Annotated in this window: 15 protein-coding genes; 4 read left to right on the top strand and 11 right to left on the bottom strand. The window is 73.5% G+C overall.

All coding sequences use genetic code 11. The annotated features are described in order from the left end of the window. Positions 1-7 precede the first annotated feature (7 nt). Together ACIPSE_RS31155 and ACIPSE_RS31150 are read right to left on the bottom strand one after the other, a co-directional pair. Positions 8-1,198, bottom strand: a complete 1,191-nt coding sequence (locus ACIPSE_RS31155; RefSeq protein WP_401668988.1) for an RNA polymerase sigma factor — start codon at positions 1,196-1,198, stop codon at positions 8-10. Next, a complete protein-coding gene (locus tag ACIPSE_RS31150; RefSeq protein WP_401668986.1) occupies positions 1,195-1,551 on the bottom strand; it encodes a YciI family protein in 357 nt (118 codons plus the stop codon). Before ACIPSE_RS31150 ends, ACIPSE_RS31155 begins: the two co-directional genes overlap by 4 nt. Positions 1,552-1,667: 116 nt before the next feature. On the opposite strand from ACIPSE_RS31150, the gene ACIPSE_RS31145 reads away from it, so the two are divergent. Then, the gene (locus ACIPSE_RS31145; protein ID WP_401668983.1) at positions 1,668-2,714 is read left to right on the top strand and encodes an acyl-CoA dehydrogenase family protein; all 1,047 of its coding nucleotides are present in this window, start codon (positions 1,668-1,670) and stop codon (positions 2,712-2,714) included. Between the two features lie 35 nt (positions 2,715-2,749). Here the strand turns inward: ACIPSE_RS31145 and ACIPSE_RS31140 are convergent, their stop codons facing one another. The 6 genes from ACIPSE_RS31140 to ACIPSE_RS31115 all read right to left on the bottom strand — a co-directional run bounded on the left by ACIPSE_RS31140 (position 2,750) and on the right by ACIPSE_RS31115 (position 8,341). Continuing rightward, a complete protein-coding gene (locus ACIPSE_RS31140; protein ID WP_401668981.1) occupies positions 2,750-3,895 on the bottom strand; it encodes an LLM class flavin-dependent oxidoreductase in 1,146 nt (381 codons plus the stop codon). Positions 3,896-3,946: 51 nt separating this feature from the next. Then, on the bottom strand, positions 3,947-5,131 hold the full coding sequence (locus ACIPSE_RS31135) for an SfnB family sulfur acquisition oxidoreductase (protein WP_401668978.1): 1,185 nt from the start codon (positions 5,129-5,131) through the stop codon (positions 3,947-3,949). Between the two features lie 5 nt (positions 5,132-5,136). After that, positions 5,137-5,691 (bottom strand): NADPH-dependent FMN reductase, encoded by a 555-nt coding sequence (ssuE, locus tag ACIPSE_RS31130; RefSeq protein WP_401668976.1) that lies wholly within the window; start codon positions 5,689-5,691, stop codon positions 5,137-5,139. 64 nt (positions 5,692-5,755) lie between these two features. Continuing rightward, entirely contained in the window at positions 5,756-6,973 is a 1,218-nt protein-coding gene (locus ACIPSE_RS31125) for an acyl-CoA dehydrogenase family protein (protein ID WP_401668973.1), read from the bottom strand. 13 nt (positions 6,974-6,986) lie between these two features. Continuing rightward, positions 6,987-8,108: a dimethylsulfone monooxygenase SfnG gene (gene sfnG, locus ACIPSE_RS31120; protein ID WP_401668970.1), complete on the bottom strand. Its 1,122-nt coding sequence runs from the start codon at positions 8,106-8,108 to the stop codon at positions 6,987-6,989. Between the two features lie 155 nt (positions 8,109-8,263). Continuing rightward, positions 8,264-8,341: a putative leader peptide gene (locus ACIPSE_RS31115; protein WP_353962852.1), complete on the bottom strand. Its 78-nt coding sequence runs from the start codon at positions 8,339-8,341 to the stop codon at positions 8,264-8,266. 144 nt (positions 8,342-8,485) lie between these two features. Here ACIPSE_RS31115 and ACIPSE_RS31110 point away from each other — a divergent pair, with 144 nt between their 5' ends. Together ACIPSE_RS31110 and ACIPSE_RS31105 are read left to right on the top strand one after the other, a co-directional pair. Further along, the gene (locus tag ACIPSE_RS31110; protein WP_401668968.1) at positions 8,486-9,502 is read left to right on the top strand and encodes a LysR family transcriptional regulator; all 1,017 of its coding nucleotides are present in this window, start codon (positions 8,486-8,488) and stop codon (positions 9,500-9,502) included. Positions 9,503-9,592: 90 nt separating this feature from the next. Then, entirely contained in the window at positions 9,593-11,569 is a 1,977-nt protein-coding gene (locus ACIPSE_RS31105) for a hypothetical protein (RefSeq protein WP_401668966.1), read from the top strand. Between the two features lie 74 nt (positions 11,570-11,643). Here ACIPSE_RS31105 and ACIPSE_RS31100 read toward each other — a convergent pair whose 3' ends face one another. The 3 genes from ACIPSE_RS31100 to ACIPSE_RS31090 form a co-directional block, all read right to left on the bottom strand. Next, on the bottom strand, positions 11,644-11,808 hold the full coding sequence (locus ACIPSE_RS31100; RefSeq protein ID WP_401668963.1) for a hypothetical protein: 165 nt from the start codon (positions 11,806-11,808) through the stop codon (positions 11,644-11,646). A gap of 31 nt (positions 11,809-11,839) precedes the next feature. Further along, positions 11,840-13,981, bottom strand: coding sequence for an MMPL family transporter (locus ACIPSE_RS31095; RefSeq protein WP_401668960.1), 2,142 nt, complete (start codon positions 13,979-13,981; stop codon positions 11,840-11,842). A 173-nt stretch (positions 13,982-14,154) separates the two neighbouring features. Continuing rightward, a complete protein-coding gene (locus ACIPSE_RS31090; RefSeq protein ID WP_401668958.1) occupies positions 14,155-14,655 on the bottom strand; it encodes a MarR family winged helix-turn-helix transcriptional regulator in 501 nt (166 codons plus the stop codon). A gap of 122 nt (positions 14,656-14,777) precedes the next feature. Between ACIPSE_RS31090 and ACIPSE_RS31085 the strand changes: the two genes are divergently transcribed. Continuing rightward, entirely contained in the window at positions 14,778-16,307 is a 1,530-nt protein-coding gene (locus tag ACIPSE_RS31085) for an SDR family oxidoreductase (protein ID WP_401668956.1), read from the top strand. The last annotated feature ends 15 nt before the right edge of the window (positions 16,308-16,322 follow it).

The raw sequence follows: 16,322 nt of genomic DNA, 5'->3' as shown, positions 1-16,322 counted from the left end.
GCCACGATCAGGGTGTGAGCCGTCGGCGCAGGTAGGCGCGCTCGGCGGGGTTCTCGGTCAGGGCCAGGGCGGCCTCGTACTCCTGTGCGGCCTCCGTGTCGCGGCCGAGGCGGTGCAGCAGGTCGGCGCGGACGGCGTGCAGGACGTGGTACCCGTCGAGGCCGAGGCCGAGGCCGAGGTCGTCCACGAGGCCGAGGGCCGTTTCCGGGCCCTCGGCCTCGGCGACGGCCACCGCCCGGTTCAGCGCGACGACCGGACTGGGCGCCACGGCCATGAGCTGGTCGTAGAGCCGCAGGACCTGCCCCCAGTCCGTCGCCGGACCGTCGCTGTGCACGGCCTGGATCGCGGCCTGGATCTGGTACGGACCCGGACGGTTCCGGCGCAGACAGCGGCGTACGAGGTCCTGCCCCTCGGCGACCAGTGCGGGGTCCCAGCGGGACCGCTCCTGCTCGGGCAGCGGCACGAGGCCCCCCTCCGCGTCCTGCCGGGCCGCTTCGCGCGACTCGACGAGCAGCATCAGCGCGAGCAGCCCGGTGGCCTCGGGCTCGTCCGGCATCAGCTCGGTGAGCAGCCGCCCCAGCCGTACGGCTTCGGCGCACAGCTCGGGCGACCCGCCGTACCCCTCGTTGAAGATCAGGTAGACGACGGCCAGGACGGCGTTCAGCCGGTCGGGGAGGTCGGCGTCGCGCGGGACCCGGTACGGGATGCGGGCGTCGCGGATCTTGGCCTTGGCGCGGACGATCCGCTGGGCCATCGTCGGTTCGGGCACCAGGAACGCGCGGGCGATCCGGGACGTGGTGAGCCCGCCGAGCAGGCGCAGGGTCAGGGCCACCCGCGCCTGGGGCGCGAGGGCGGGATGGCAGCAGGTGAAGATCAGCCGGAGCCGGTCGTCGCGCACGGGGCCCTCCTCGGCCGGTGCGTCGGGGGTGTTCAGCAGCAGCGCCTGGGCCTGCCGGTCGTCGCGGCGCGCCTCGCGCCGCAGGCGGTCGACGGCGCGGTTGCGGGCGGTGGTGATGATCCAGCCGGCCGGGCTCGGCGGGACGCCGGTCTCCGGCCAGCGCGCGAGGGCCGTCGTGAAGGCGTCCTGGACGGCCTCCTCGGCGAGGTCGATGTCGCCGAGGAAGCGGACGAGGACGGCGACGGCACGGCCGTACTCCGCGCGGAAGACGGCCTCGACGTCGACGGGCGCCGGTGTCACTCCTCGGCCTGGTGCATGAAGGGGCGCACCTCGATGGGCAGGGTGGTGGCCCAGGTCGCCCGCCGGCCCCAGTGCAGGGCCGCGTCCAGGTCGGGCGCCTTGATCAGGCAGATCCCGCCCAGGTACTCCTTGCCCTCGGCGTAGGGCCCGTCGGTGATCAGCACCTCGCCGTCCGCGGGGCGCAGCACGGTGGCCGTCTCGGGGCCGTGCAGCCCTCCGGCGAAGACCCAGGCACCGGCCTCGCGCAGTTCGGCGTGGAAGGTGCCGAGGTCGCGGACGATGTCGGCCATCGCCTCGGGGCCGGGCGGTGTCCCGTCGGCGGGTGTGATCACGCTCAGCAGGTAGTACTGCATGACGTCCTCCGTGCGGTGGGGTCGGTGTCGGGTGCGAGGTCGTTCCCTCACCTCCTACACGAACGGCAGACCCCCGGATCGACACCGCGCACGAGCGGATCGGGAGAATCTTCCTCATGACCACCTCGACGCATCCGCTCACCGTCCGTGCCCAGGACCTCGCCGACCGTCTCCTCGCCCCCGAGGCCGCCCGGGTCGACACGAGCGAGGTGCCGGCGAGCCACGTCGGGGCGATCCGGGAGGCGGGGCTGCTCGGCGTGAGCGGGCCCGTGGAGTACGGCGGGGCCGGGGCACCCGACCCGGTCGCGCGGGAGGTCCAGGAGATCCTCTCCGGGGCCTGCGGCTCGACCTGGTTCGTGCAGACCCAGCACCACACCCCGGTGCGGATGCTCGCGAAGTCCGAACTCCCCGTTCGCGAGCGCCTGTTGCGCCCACTGGCGACCGGTGGGCTGCTCGCCGGCATCGCGTACGCGCATGTCCGCGCCCTCCCGCGGGTGCCCGTGCGCGCCACGGCCGAGCGCGACGGCTGGCGGTTCGACGGGACGGTGCCCTGGTACACGGGCTGGGGCCTGAACGACGTGATGCTGCTCGCGGGGGTGACCGGGTCCGACGAGATCGTGTTCGCGTTCGCGGAGGCCCGCGAGCAGCCGGGGCTGCGCCCTTCGGCGCCCATGCGGCTGGCGGCGCTCTCCGCCGCCCGGACGGTCTCCCTGGACCTGGACGGGCTGTGGCTGCCCGGATCGTCCGTCGTGCTGCGCACCCCGCAGGAGAAGTTCGCCCTCCTGGACATCCCGCGCAGCACCAACACCTCCCCTGCGGTCTTCGGCATCGCGCACGCCGCGCTGCGCCTGGTGGCGGACTCCGGTGAACCCGGCACGGCCGCCGCTCTGCGCGCCGCCCTGGACGAAGTGCGCGGCCGGGCCTACGCCCTCGCCGACCACCCCGTCCCCCACGAGCACGTCGAGGAGCGGCTGGCCCTCAGGACCAGGGCCTACGACCTGATGCGCGCCGCCACGACGGCCGCGATCTCGGCGTCCGGCGGCCGGGCCATGGACCTGCGCCACCCCGCCCAACGCCTGGCCCGTGAAGGGATGTTCCTGGTGATCCAGGGTCAGACGTCGGCGGTCCGGCGGGCGTATCTGGACGCGCTGGCGCGGGGGTAGGGCCCGCGCCGGCCCGGCTCGTCACGGTCGAGCACTCAGCTCGCGAACGGCACTTGGGCCGTCGGGGCCGCCGTGGGCGCGAACGGGTGCCGCCACAGGCCCTGTCGGGCGAGTCGGGGGAGGACGCCCTCGCCGAACCAGTAGGCCTCCTCCAGGTGGGGGTAGCCGGAGAGGACGAACTCGTCGATGCCGAGGGCGTGGTACTTCTTGATGCGTTCGGCGACCTCGTCGTGGCTGCCGACGAGAGCGGTGCCCGCGCCGCCGCGGACGAGGCCGATGCCCGCCCAGAGGTTGGGGTGGATCTCCAGGCCGTCGCGGTTGCCGCCGCCGTGCAGGGCGAGCATGCGCTGCTGGCCCTCGGACTCGCTGCGGGCGAGCCCGGCCTGGACGGACGCGACGGTCTCCGGGTCGAAGCCGGCGAGGAGCCGGTCCGCCTCGGCCCACGCCTGCTCGGCGGTGTCGCGGGTGATGACGTGCAGCCGGATGCCGAACCGCAGGGTGCGGCCCCGCTCGGCCGCGAGACCCCGGATCCAGGCGATCTTCTCGGCGACCTGCGCGGGCGGTTCGCCCCAGGTGAGGTACACGTCGACGTGCTTGGCGGCGACCTCGCCCGCGGCGGGTGAGGAGCCGCCGAAGTACACCTCGGGGACCGGGTCGGGCACCCGGGCCAGCCGGGCGTCCTCGACCCGGAGGTGCTCGCCCTTGAGGTCGACGGTCCCGCCGGCCCACAACCCCCGGACGACTTCCAGGAACTCGTCGGTGCGGCGGTAGCGGGCGTCCTTGTCGAGGAAGTCCCCGTAGGCGCGCTGCTCGTGACTCTCGCCGCCGGTGACGACGTTGAGCAGGAGGCGTCCGCCGGACTGGCGCTGGAAGGTGGAGGCCATCTGCGCGGCGAGGGTCGGGGAGACGAAACCGGGCCGGAAGGCGACCAGGAACTTCAGCCGCTCGGTGTTCTGGCTGACCATCGCGGTCGTCAGCCACGCGTCCTCGCACCAGGCGCCGGTCGGTGTGAGCGCCCCGACGAACCCGAGGTCCTCCGCGGCCCGGGCGATCTGGCTCAGATAGGCGACCGTGGGCGGCCGGTCCCGTCCGGAGGCGGTGGCCGGGGTGCCGTGGCCGCCGCCGACGACATGGCGGCTGTCGCCGTTGGTCGGGAGGAACCAGTGGAAGGTGAGGGACACGGGGGTCTCCGATCGCGAGTGTCCATGCGGTGAGGGCGGTGGGGACGTGCCCTACAGCAGGCCGTGGCGGGGCGGGCGCGTGCCCGTCAGGACGTACCGGCCGATGTGCTGGATCTTCCAGCGGGTCGGGTCGTGCAGGGTGTGGGTGCGGGCGTCGCGCCAGTGCCGGTGCAGGTTCAGGGAGTCGAGGGCCGAGCGGGTGCCGGAGACCTCGAACAGGGCGCTCGCCACCTCGACGGCGGCGTGCGCGGCCTGCACCTTCGCGGCGGCGACGGCGATGGACGCCTCGGCGGCCGTGTCGTCGGTGAGGTCGGCGCGCGCCGCGTCCACCGTGCGGGCGGCCTCCCGCAGCAGCGCCTCGGACGCCCTTGCCTGGACGGCGAGTTCGCCGAACCGCTGGATCAGCAGCGGGTCCTCGACCGCGCTCTCCACTCCCGCCTCGAACCAGGGGCGGCTCTTCGCGCGGACGAACTCCGCCGCCTCGGCGAGCGCTCCCCCGGCGATGCCCACGTCGATCGCCGCGTGCAGCAACTGGGCCACCGCGCCGTGAAGTTGCGGGCCCCGGAAGGTGAGATGGTGGGGCAGGACACGGTCGGCGGGGACCGGTACGTTCTCCAGCCGCACGGTGCCGCTGGCGGTCGTGCGCTGGCCGAGGCCGTCCCAGTCGTCGACGACGGTGACGCCTGGGGTGCCGCTCGGGACGTAGGCGACATGCAGGTCGTCGTCCTCGGCGCGGGCGAGGACGGGGATCCAGTGGGCGAAGAGGGCGCCGGTGGAGTAGTGCTTGACCCCGTTCAGGAGGTACGAGCCGTCCGGTCGCGCCTCCAGGCGGGTGCGGATGTCCTGGACGTGCTTGGTGCCCGCCTCCGACTGGGCGTTGCCGAAGCGGCGTCCGGCGAGGAGTTCGCCGTAGAAGAACTTCCGCTGCCGGTCGTCGCCCTGGCGGTGGATCACGTTGACGTAGGCGAAGTGGCTCTGCGGGATCTGGGCGAGGCTGGCGTCGGCGGTGGCGAGCAGGCGGAAGATCTCCGCGAGGGTCACCGCGCCCACGTCGGCCCCGCCGTGCTCGGCGGGGACGGTGACGGCGAGCAGGCCGGACGCGGAGAGCCGGTCCAGTTCGGCGCGCGGCAGCCTGCGTTCGGCGTCCCGGGCGGAGGCGTCCGCGCGGAACTCGTCGGCCAGGGCCGCCGCGACGGCGAGGGCCTCCGTGTCGTCGGCGATCACATGGGCGGTCATCGGGGTCAGCTCGCCGCCGCCAGGACCGGGGTGCGCCCGAGGGCGGCCGAGAACTGGTCGACGACCTGGGCGAGTTGCTCGCGGGCGGCCGGGGCGACACTCACGGTGCCGTCGTCGTGGACGCTGATGTCCTTGTCGAGGGTGAACCAGCCCTGGACGATGTGGTCGGCGCCCATGGAGTTGAGGACCGGGCGCAGGGCGTAGTCGATGGCCAGGACGTGCGCGGTGGAGCCGCCGGTGGCCAGCGGGAGCACGGTCTTGCCGGCCAGCGCGTACTGCGGGAGCAGGTCGAGGAGCGCCTTGAGGACTCCGGAGTAGGACGCCTTGTAGACGGGCGTGCCGACGACGACGCCGTCGGCACGGGCGAACAGTTCGGTGGCCTCGACGATCGCGGGGTGCCGGAAGTCCGCGCCGAGCAGGGCCTCGGCGGGGACGGTGCGGATGTCGAGCGGGATCACCCGGTGTCCCTGCGCGGTGAGCCGCTGGTCGAGGTGGCGCAGCAGACGGTTGGTGCGGGACGAGGCGGAGGGGCTGCCGGAGACGGACAGGACGGTGGCCATGAGTCCTCTTTCGCGAGGCGTGGAGCGGGGCGCCCGCTGTCGCGCGGGCGCCCCGGGGAGGCGGTCAGGAGTACCAGGTGGGTTCGGGCAGTTCGCCTTCGAGGACCCAGCGGCCGACCTCGCGCCGCTTGTAGGCGACGGGGTCGTGCAGGGTGTGGGTGCGGACGTTGCGCCAGAACCGGTCGAGGCCCTCGGCGGTGGTGGTGGAGCGGGCGCCGGTCACCTCGAAGACCCGGTTCGCGATCTCCAGGGCGACGTCGGTGGCGCGGGCCTTGACCGCGGCGACCCGTACCTCGAAGTCGCCGCGGGTCTTCTCGGTGACGGCGTCGGGGTCGTCGTGCAGCTGCCGGCCTTCGGCGGCGACGGTGTCGGCGAGCGCCTCGACGGCCCAGAGCTTCGCGGTGAGGTCGCCGTAGATGTCGATGACGTACGGCTCGTCGACGGCGCGTTCGTGGCCGCCGTGCAGCCAGGAGCGGGACTTCTCGCGGGTGTAGGTGGCGGCGCTCTCCAGGGCGCCGCCCGCGATGCCGAGGTAGAAGTTGACGAACACGAGCTGGATGGTGGGGACGTTGAGGGTGTTGTAGACGCGGGGCCGGAACTCCTTGTCGACGTAGCCGGCCGCCGACGACCAGGGGGTGCGGACGCCGTCGAGGGTGACGCCGCCGCTCTCGGTGAGGCGCTGGCCGATGTTGTCCCAGTCGTCGTGGAAGGTCAGGCCCTCGCTGTCGGAGGGGACGATCGCGAAGACGTGCTGGTCGGTGCCGTCGAGGACGCCTTCCAGGACGGTGACGTCGGAGACCTTGCTGCCGGTGGAGAAGGTCTTGCGGCCGGTGAAGACGAGGTCGTCGCCGTCCTCGGTGACGACGACGTCGTGGTCGCGGGGGTTGACGGCCCCGCCGAAGAACCAGCGGTGGCGGGCGGCCTCGGCCTCGACGTGCTCCCACTGCTCGCGGGTGCCGACCAGGCGGGCGGCCCAGTTCCACAGGTAGTGGTAGCCGAGGAGCTGGCCGATGGAGCCGTCGGCCTTGGCGATCTCGCGGACGACCCGGTAGGCGGTGGGCCAGTCCTGGCCCGCGCCCCCGTGCTCGGTGGGGCCCAGCAGGGTGACGAGTCCGGAGTCCTTGAGTAACTGGACCTCGGCGTACGGGGTGGCGCCGGCCCGGTCGCGGGCGGCGGCGTCGGTGGCGAGGACGGCGGCGACCTCGCCGGCGCGGGCGATCCAGCCCTGGGCGGTCTCGGGGGCGGGGCGGGTCTGCCAGTCGGCGGGCGTGACGGTGCTCATGGGGTGGACCTCCTCAGACCTGGGCGGGGACGGACTCGTCGGCGGTGTCGGGCAGTCGGGCTTCCAGTTCGCGCACGAGGGGCAGCACGCGGCGGCCGAAGTACTCGACCTCCTCGTGGTAGTGCAGGAAGCCGAGGAGGAAGAGGTCCACGCCGAGCCTCTTGTAGGCGACGATCCGCTCGGCGATCTGCTCGGGGGTGCCGATGAGGCCGGTGCGGAAGCCGTCGTTGTACTGGATCAGGTCCTCGAAGGAGGAGTCCTGCCACATGCCCTTCTTGTCGGCGGTGGACTGGCCCGCCTGCTTCACGGCGGCGCCGAATCCCTCGACCGCCTCGGTGTCGGCGCGGGCGACGATCTCCCGGAGGGTGTCGCGGGCCTCGGCCTCGGTGTCGCGGGCGATGAGGAACCCGTTGAGCCCGAACTTCGGTGCGGTGCGGCCGACTTCGGCGGCGGACTTGCGGACGTCGCCGATCTGCTCGACGACGCCGTCGAAGTCCTTGCCGTTGGAGAAGTACCAGTCGGAGACCCGGCCGGCCATCGCGCGGGCGGCGGTGGAGTTGCCGCCCTGGAAGATCTCCGGGTGCGGTCGCTCGGGGGTGTTGAGGGGCTTGGGCTTGAGGGAGAAGTCACGCAACCGGTAGAAGTCCCCGGCGAGTTCGGCGTGGTCCTCGGTCCAGATGCGGCGCAGGGCGGTGATGAACTCCTCGGAGCGGCGGTAGCGCTCGTCGTGCTCCAGCCAGGGCTCGCCGAGCGCGGTGAACTCGCCCTTGAACCAGCCCGAGACGACGTTGACGGCGAAGCGTCCGTTCGAGAGATGGTCGGCGGTGGCGCCGAGCTTGGCGAGGACGCCGGGGTGCCACAGTCCGGGGTGGACGGCGGCGATGACCTTGAGGCGTTCGGTGGCGAGGAGCAGGGCGAGGCTGAAGCTGGTCGACTCGTGCTGGAACTCGGCGCCGTAGCTGGCCATGTAGCGGACCTGGCTGAGCGCGTACTCGAAGCCGTTGTTCTCGGCGAGGACCGCGAGTTCGCGGTTGTAGTCGTAGCCCCAGTCGGTGCGTTGCTCGATCTTGCTGGTGACGAGTCCCCCACTCACATTGGGGACCCAGTAGGCGAATTTCACGGGCTCGGCGGGCATGCGGAACTCCTGTTGCGGAATGTCTCGGAGCACGCCGAATTCACCGGGCACAAAAGCGGGTGCACAGGTTTGCGCGCGGGCGGGTGCACAGGGCACGCGTGTGCGCGGAATTCAGGCGGGCGAAGGAGAGAGAGCGGCGGATCAGGGACGGGTGATCAGGCCGCGGGACAACAGGAGGCGCTGGAAACGCGCGCGAGGTCGACGTGCCGTCGCCGCGTGAGGTCCAGTCGCATCTTCATGCCGTCGATCGTGACAGCCGCCCGTCCGGGCCGTCAAGGTAAACCCGACCGGTCTCGTATCGCGGACCATTGAATTTCACGAAGGTGTGACAGGGAAACCCTTGAACGCGCCCCGAAATCGAGCCCATTCTGACGGCCATGCGGACCGAACAACTCGAATACATCGCCACGGTCACCCGGCTCGGTTCCCTGCGCCGGGCCGCGGAGGAACTGCGGCTCTCGCAGCCCGCGTTGAGCGAGACCGTGCGGAATCTGGAACGCGAACTGGGGGTCGATCTCCTGGAGCGCAAACGCTCGGGCGCGACGATGAGCGCGGAGGGGCGGGAACTGCTCCCGCACATCATCAACGTGCTGGACGCGGTGGACCGGCTGCGGGCGGCGGCGGGCGAGCAGCACCGGATCAGCCGCATGGTCCGGTTGGGCACGGTGAACGCGGCGACCGTGCCGCTGGTGGTGCCGGTGGTGCGGGACTTCCGCGCCGCCCATCCGGTCACCCAGGTCGAGGTGGTCGCCGCCCAGCAGACGGAGATCCAACGCGCCCTGGTGGAGGGCGGGTTCGACCTGGGGCTGGTGAACCACCTGGACGGCGACGACGTGCCCGCGGGGTTCGAGGCGACCCGGCTGCTGCGCGGGCGCCCGGTGGTGTGCGTGCGCCCCGACAGCCCGCTGGCCGCGCTGTCCGCGGTGACCGTGGACGACCTCCTGGCGCAGCCCTTGATCGCGATGCGCGCCGGGTACGTGATGCACCGCTTCGTGCACCGGCTGCTGGACGGGCGGGACCCGGCGTTCTCGTACTCCACCGACGGCGCGGAGATGGGGAAGCTGATGGTCGCCGAAGGGCTCGGGGCGACGGTCCTGCCCGACTTCAGCGTCATCGGCGACCCGCTGGAACGGCAGGGCACGATCACGCACCGGCCGCTCGCCGGGGACACGACCCAGGTGCTGCTGATGCTCCAGCGCCGCAGGGCGGAGTCCGTGCCGAGGGCGGCGCAGGATCTGCACGAGCTGTTCGTGCGCCGGGCACGCGAGCTCGGCGGGACGGCGCCCGCGCCCTTTTCCGAGGCGCCCGCGCCCGTCCCGGCGGCTCCCGCGCCCCTCCCGCCCGGGTCCGCGCCCTCCGGCCCGGCGGACGATCATCCGGGGCAGGCCCTCTGACCTGGCCGGGAACAGGGTGTGTGACCGGTTCGCCATTCACTCGTTTGACGCAATGGCACGTCACGCACCCTCCCGGAAAGCATCCCGTTCATGCACCTTCGCTCGCTCCGGCAGCACGCCGGAGACGCCAGGCCCCGGGTACAGGACGCCGAGTCGGTCCTCCTGGAGCAGTACGGGGACCTGGTACGTCTGGCCCATCTCGTCCTTCCCGTGTCACTCGGCCGGCATCGCCGAGTGCTCCTCGCGCACTCCCTGGTGCAGCGCGCCCTGCCGGGCCACCGCGCCGGCCCTCCGGGGCACAGGGTTCCCCCGCCCCGCTCCGAGGGCCAGGAGGGCGATCCCGTCGAACGGGCGCTCCTGGTCGCGGTGTTGCGGGGCGCCCTCGCCCACGGCCGCCGGCCGCGGCTGTGGCCCGCGCGCTGCGCCGCCCCCGGGGCGCTGCTGCCCCGGCTGCCGCTGGTGGTGGGGCTGCGGCTCTTCCCGCGCTCGGGCGGTGCCGCGGAACTCGCCCTGTCGCAACGGCTGTCGGGGGTGTCGGCCGCCGGCCGGGCCGCCTTCGTGCTGCGCACGGCGCACGGGCTGTCCGACGACGCCGTGCTGTCCGTCCTGAAGGACGCCGGTGCCGCCGACCCGGTCGGCGCCCTGCGGACCGCGTCGGCGCCCGAGCGCGACCTGGGGGCGTCGGCCGCCGCGCTGCTGATGGCGCAGGAGTTCGACGCCTGCGCCCTCCAGGCCGGCCCCACGGACCTGCTGCGCCGCCGCCGTCGGCTCCGCCTCGGCGTCGGGGTGTCCGCGCTGGCGGGGGTGACGGCCCTGGTGCTCGTGGTGACCGCCTCCGGCGGCGCCGCGCCCCCGGTGTCCGCCCCCGCTCCGGCGGGCCGCGGGGCACCGGCCGTCGCCGATCTGGTGCGCACCCCGGCCGGACTGTGGGACGAGACGTCCCGCGTCGACTTCACGGCCTGGCCGGCCCGGGGCTCCCGGGTCGACGACGAGAAGCTGCTGAGCCGCGCCCTGGATTCCTGGAGCCTCCCGTCCGCCGGGACCCGCGTCGTCGTCGCCTCCGCCACCACCGCCACGGCACCGGTGTCGACCCCGCAGCTCCTCTTCGCGGGCGACGTCGACGACCGCGCCGTGGTGCTGCTGTACGACGGTCAGCGCCTCGCCCGCTACACCGAGTCCGGTTCCTCGGCGCGGGACCCGCGGCTCGACCTCTCGCGGGCCGACGACGCGGACGTCACCACGGCCGCGGCGGTCGCCGTCGGGTCACGGGACGGCGAGGCCCGCTATGTGCTGGCGCCGTGGGTCGCCGAGGCGCAGACCCGCGATCTGCTCCGCCCCGACAAGCTGGGCAGCCCGCTGCGGGTGGGGAAGGACGGTGTCACGGACCCGGTGCCGCTCGTGTCGGCCGCGAAGGGCTGCGACAGCCGTCCGGTGCTGCAACTGCGGTCCTCGGAGCGCATCGCCGAGCGGCACGCCTTCCTGCTGGCCCCGATGACGGGCCTGTCGCCGGTCCATCTCACCTACACCCCGCTGCCGGGGCACGGGACCCCGCCCGCGCGTCAGCCCCGTGAGGCCACGGGACCGCAGGCCCTGGTGGCCTGGGCCCACCAGGCCTGTTCCCTGGACTCGCTGGAGGGCAGCGGGGTGCGGGCGGTCAACGCCTGGGACTTCGCCGAGCAGGATCTGCCCGACGGGGGCGGCCACGCCGTGTGGACGTGCGCCCGCGCCGACAGCTGGCGCGGCTCGGGCGACGTGACGGTGTCCTTCCGGACGAGCAGGTACGCGGCCGACGCCCCGGCCCACACGGTCACCCGGGTCCGGTCGACGGCGTCGTGCAGCCGCTTCGGCCAGCACATCGTCGCGGAGAGCGGCTGGCGCTCGCCGAAGGACCGCTGGTACGTACTGGCGGCCGGCAGCCGGGCCGTGACCCGGCTCTCGGTGAGCGGGGACGTGTCGGTGACCCGGGACGGGCGGACGCTCGCGGTGCCCGCGCCGCGGGACGCCGAGGTCGAGGTGCGCGCACGGCTGGTCACCGGCGAGGACCTGGACACGGTGGGCTCCGGCTGACCGGGACTCGCTCGGCTCCGGCCGACCGACGACGGACCGGCCCCCGCAGGCGCGGGGGCCGGTCCGTCGTCGGCTCAGTCCTCGTCCCCGTGGACCACCACGAGGAACGCGTCCGATTTCAGGTCCATGACGACCGTCGCGGCTTCGCCGAGGGCGCGGCGCTGTGCCGCGTACTCCTCCGCGGGCCAGGAACCTCGCGGGGCACCCGCCGGGAATCGCTCCAACATCTTCGCGCCCATGTCCGCGGTCACCTCCGGGTTCGGCCCTTGGTCAGCCACGGCGACCCGTCGCCGTACTGTGCGCCTGCCCGCGAATCTCCGGCGCATGCCCGCTCTCCGGTGCCGAGGGGCGCTCGAACGCCTTGGCGCCGGGCCACCAGGCGACAGGCCCCAGGTCGCGGACGAGGGCGGGCACCAGCAGCGAGCGCACGACGAGGGTGTCGAGGAGCACGCCGAAGGCGACGATGAACGCGATCTGCACGAGGAAGGCCAGCGGGATGACCCCGAGGGCGGCGAAGGTCGCGGCGAGCACCACGCCCGCCGAGGTGATCACGCCGCCGGTGCCGACCAGGCCGCGCAGCACGCCCTGGCGCACTCCGTGGGTGAGGGACTCCTCCCGCACCCGGGACATGAGGAAGATGTTGTAGTCCACGCCGAGGGCGACGAGGAACACGAATCCGTACAGCGGCACGGACGGGTCGGTGCCGCTGAACCCGAAGACGTGCTCGAAGACGAGGGAGGAGACGCCGAGCGTCGCCAGGAAGTTCAGCGCAACGGTCGCGACCAGCAGCGCGGGCAGCAGCAGCGAGCGCAGCAGCACGGTGAGGATCACGAAGATGATCGCGAGGACGACGGGGACGATGAGCGTCCGGTCGCGTTCGGCGGTGCGCAGGGTGTCGTACTGCTGGGCCGTGTAGCCGCCGACGAGGGCGTCCGCGCCGGGCACGGCGTGCAGGGAGGTGCGCAGCCGGGCGACGGTGTCCTTGGCGGCGTCGCTGTCGGCGGCGTCCTTGAGGGTGACGTCGACCCGGACCCGGCCGTCCACGACGAGCGGTTCGGCGCCGGGCCGGCCGGACTCGGTGACCCCGGCGGCGTCGGCGACGCCCTGGGTGGCGAGGGCCTTGTCGACGACCTGGTCGAGCCGGTCGGCGTCGGCGATCACGACGGTGGGGTTGCCGGAGCCGCCGGGGAAGTGGCGTACGAGGGTCTGCTGGGCGCTGACGGAGGGGGCGTCGTCGACGAAGGTCTCGTCCAGGGCGACGCCGCTGGAGCTGAGGGCGGGCGCGAAGGCGGCGCACACCAGGAGGGCGACGAGGGAGCCCGCCCAGACCTTGCGCGGGGCCCGGTCCACCAGGGAGGCGACGCGGCGCCAGATGCCCTGGCCGGCGCTGGGGCGCGGCTTGGCGGGCCAGTAGGCGGCGCGGCCGAGCAGGACGAGGACGGCGGGCAGGAAGGTCAGGGTGCTCAGGACGGCGCAGACGATGCCGATGGCGCCGACGGGTCCGAGCGCCCGGTTGTTGGTGAGGTCGCTGATCAGCAGGGCGAGCAGGCCGAGCGCGACGGTCGCGGCGCTGGCCACGATGGCGCCCCAGGACTGGCGCAGCGCGGCCCGGACGGCGGTGTACCGGTCGGCGTGCCCGGCGAGTTCCTCGCGGAAGCGTGCGGTGAGGAGCAGGGCGTAGTCGGTGGCGGCGCCGATGACGAGGATGGAGAGGATGCCCTGGACCTGGCCGTCGACGCGGACGACGTCGTGGTCGGCGAGGACGTAGACGATCGCGCAGGCCAGACCGAGCGCGAAGACGGCGCCGAGGATGATGACGAGCGGCAGGAGCACGCTGCGGTAGACGAGCAGCAGGATCACCAGGACGGTGACCAGCGCGACGGCGAGCAGCAGTCCGTCGATGCCGGCGAAGGCGTCGGACAGGTCGGCCTGGGTCGCCGCGGGTCCGGCGAGCTGGACGGTGCTGCCGGGAACGCGTTCGGCCGCCGTGCGGATCCGGTCCAGGGTGTCGGCGAGCCGGTCGCCGAGGTCGGGGCGGAGCTGGACGACGCCCTCCAGGGCCTGGCCGTCCTCGGACAGCAGCGCGGGCGACACCTCGCCGGTCACGCCCTCGGTGCCGGTGAGGGAGGACAGGACGCCGGTGGCGGCGGTCCGCCGGCCGGCGACGTCGCCTCCGTCCTCGGCGGCGGTCCACAGGACGATCACCGGGAGGGTCTCGTCCTGGTCGAAGGCCTCCTGTGCGGTGACGACCTCGGTCGACTCCGCGCTGCGGGGCAGGAAGGCGGCCTGGTCGTTGGTGGCGACCTCGCCCAGCCGGCCGGCGAAGGGCCCTAGGACGCCGCCGACTCCCAGCCAGACGACGAGCAGCAGGAGCGGCACGAGGAAGCGGCCTCGGCGCGGGGTGAGGGACATGGTTCTCCAGGCGTCGCGAACAGATGGCTCGAGAGCGGACGGATAGCTCAAGAGCAGAGACTCTCAAGAACAAAGAATCTCAATGATTGAGTCTTCTCCTGACACCGGGTCCCCGGATGCAGCGGATCCGATCATTTTCGAGGCGTCCTCGCGCCGCGCCCCGCGGTCCCGCGTCAGGGGGACCTGAGCAGCGACATCTCCTCGTTCATCGCCAGGAGGAACCGGCTCACCACGGCCAGTTCGTCGTCCGTGAACCGGGCACGGGCCTGCTCCGTCGCCGCGGCGAGCGGCCGGAAGTAGGTGCGCGCCGCGTCCCGGGCGTCGGCCGCGTAGTACAGGTGCACGACCCTGCGGTCGCTGCTCTCCCGGACCCGGCGGATGTGCCCGGCGCTCTCCAGCCGGTCGAGACAGGCGGTCACCGCGCCCGAGGTCAGCCCGAGGTGCTCGCGCAGCCGTCCCGGCGTCATCGGCTCCTCGGCGTCCAGGATCGCCGCGAGCGCCTGGACGTCCGTGGCGTGCAGACCCTGGCCACCCGCGAAACCATGGACCAGACGGTTGATCTCCCCGTTCATCCGGCGCAGCCCGACGGCGAGGGAGTGGAGATCCGTCCCCAGCGGGTTCCGGGGAGATCCGGGCGCCTGCGGGTGCTGCTGAGGGTCGTCTGCTGTGGCCACACGAGAAGCCTATAGACACCGAGGACCCGCGGAGGCGGGTGCATCCGCCACCGGCCCGCGCCGGGAAGTGATCACAGGGGTTCCGCACGGAGGGGGACGTCGACACGGAGGACCGACCGCTGATGAACGACGAGCACACCGGAACGGGCGCACGCTGCCTGGTGACCGGCGCGACGGGCTACATCGGCGGGCGCCTCGTGCCCGAACTCCTGGCCGCCGGGCACCAGGTGCGCTGCCTGGCGAGGTCGCCGGAGAAGCTCAGGGACCACCCCTGGGCGGGCGAGGCGGAGGTGGTGCGCGGGGACGTCCTCGACGCCGGCTCGGTCGCCGAGGCCCTGCGCGGCACGGACGTCGCCTACTACCTGGTGCACGCCCTGGGCAGCGGCGACACCTTCGAGGAGACCGACCGCCGGGCCGCCCGGGTCTTCGCCGAACAGGCCCGTGCCGCGGGCGTGCGGCGGATCGTCTACCTGGGCGGGCTGACCCCCGCCGACGTGCCCGAGGAGGAGCTGTCGCCGCACCTGCGCTCCCGCGCCGAGGTGGGCCGGATCCTGCTGGCGTCCGGGGTGCCCACCACCGTGCTGCGGGCCGCCGTCGTCATCGGCTCGGGCTCGGCCTCCTTCGAGATGCTGCGCTATCTCACCGAACGGCTGCCGGTGATGGTCACCCCGAGCTGGGTGCACACCCGGATCCAGCCCGTGGCGGTCCGTGACGTGCTCCGGGCGCTGGTGGGCAGCGCCCGGATGCCGTCCGACGTCAGCCGCGCCTTCGACATCGGCGGGCCAGACATCCTCACCTACCGGGAGATGATGATCCGGTACGCGTCCGTGGCCGGGCTGCGGCACCGTCTCATCCTGTCCGTCCCGATGCTCTCCCCCGGCCTGTCCAGCCACTGGGTCGGCCTGGTCACCCCCGTCCCGGCCTCCATCGCCCGGCCGCTCACCGAGTCGCTGCGCCACGAGGTCGTCTGCCACGAGCACGACATCGCCCGGTACGTGCCCGACCCGCCCGGCCATCCCTTCGGCTTCGACCAGGCGGTCCGGCTGGCGCTGCGCCGGGTCCGGGAGGCGAAGGTCACCACCCGCTGGTCCTCGGCGTCCGTGCCCGGCGCCCCCAGCGACCCGCTGCCCACCGACCCCGACTGGGCGGGCGGCAGCCTCTACACCGACGTGCGGGAGCTGACCGTCGACGCCCCGCCCGCCGCGCTGTGGCGGGTCATCGAGGGCATCGGCGGTGAGAACGGCTGGTACTCCTTCCCGCTGGCCTGGGCGGTACGCGGCCGGCTGGACCGGCTGGTGGGCGGCGTCGGTCTGCGCCGCGGACGCCGTGACGCGACCCGGCTGCGGGCCGGTGACTCCCTCGACTTCTGGCGGGTCGAGGAGATCGAGCCGGGCCATCTGCTGCGGCTGCGCGCCGAGATGCGGCTGCCGGGCCTGGCCTGGCTGGAGATGTCCGCGAGCACGGACGACGAGGGCCGCACCCGCTACCGCCAGCGCGCCCTGTTCCATCCGCGCGGACTGCTCGGCCACGCCTACTGGTGGAGCGTCTCGCCCTTCCACGCCGTCGTCTTCGGCGGCATGGCCCGCAACATCTCCCACGCCGCGGCGCACGAACCCGCCCGCCCGGCGACCGAACGCTCACCGGCCCGCTGACCCGCCCCGCCCTCG

Source organism: Streptomyces sp. NPDC090106, from assembly GCF_044747265.1.
Taxonomy (GTDB): Bacteria; Actinomycetota; Actinomycetes; order Streptomycetales; family Streptomycetaceae; genus Streptomyces.
Note: the sequence above shows the minus strand (reverse complement) of the source record. Positions and strands in the feature narration are given on the sequence as shown.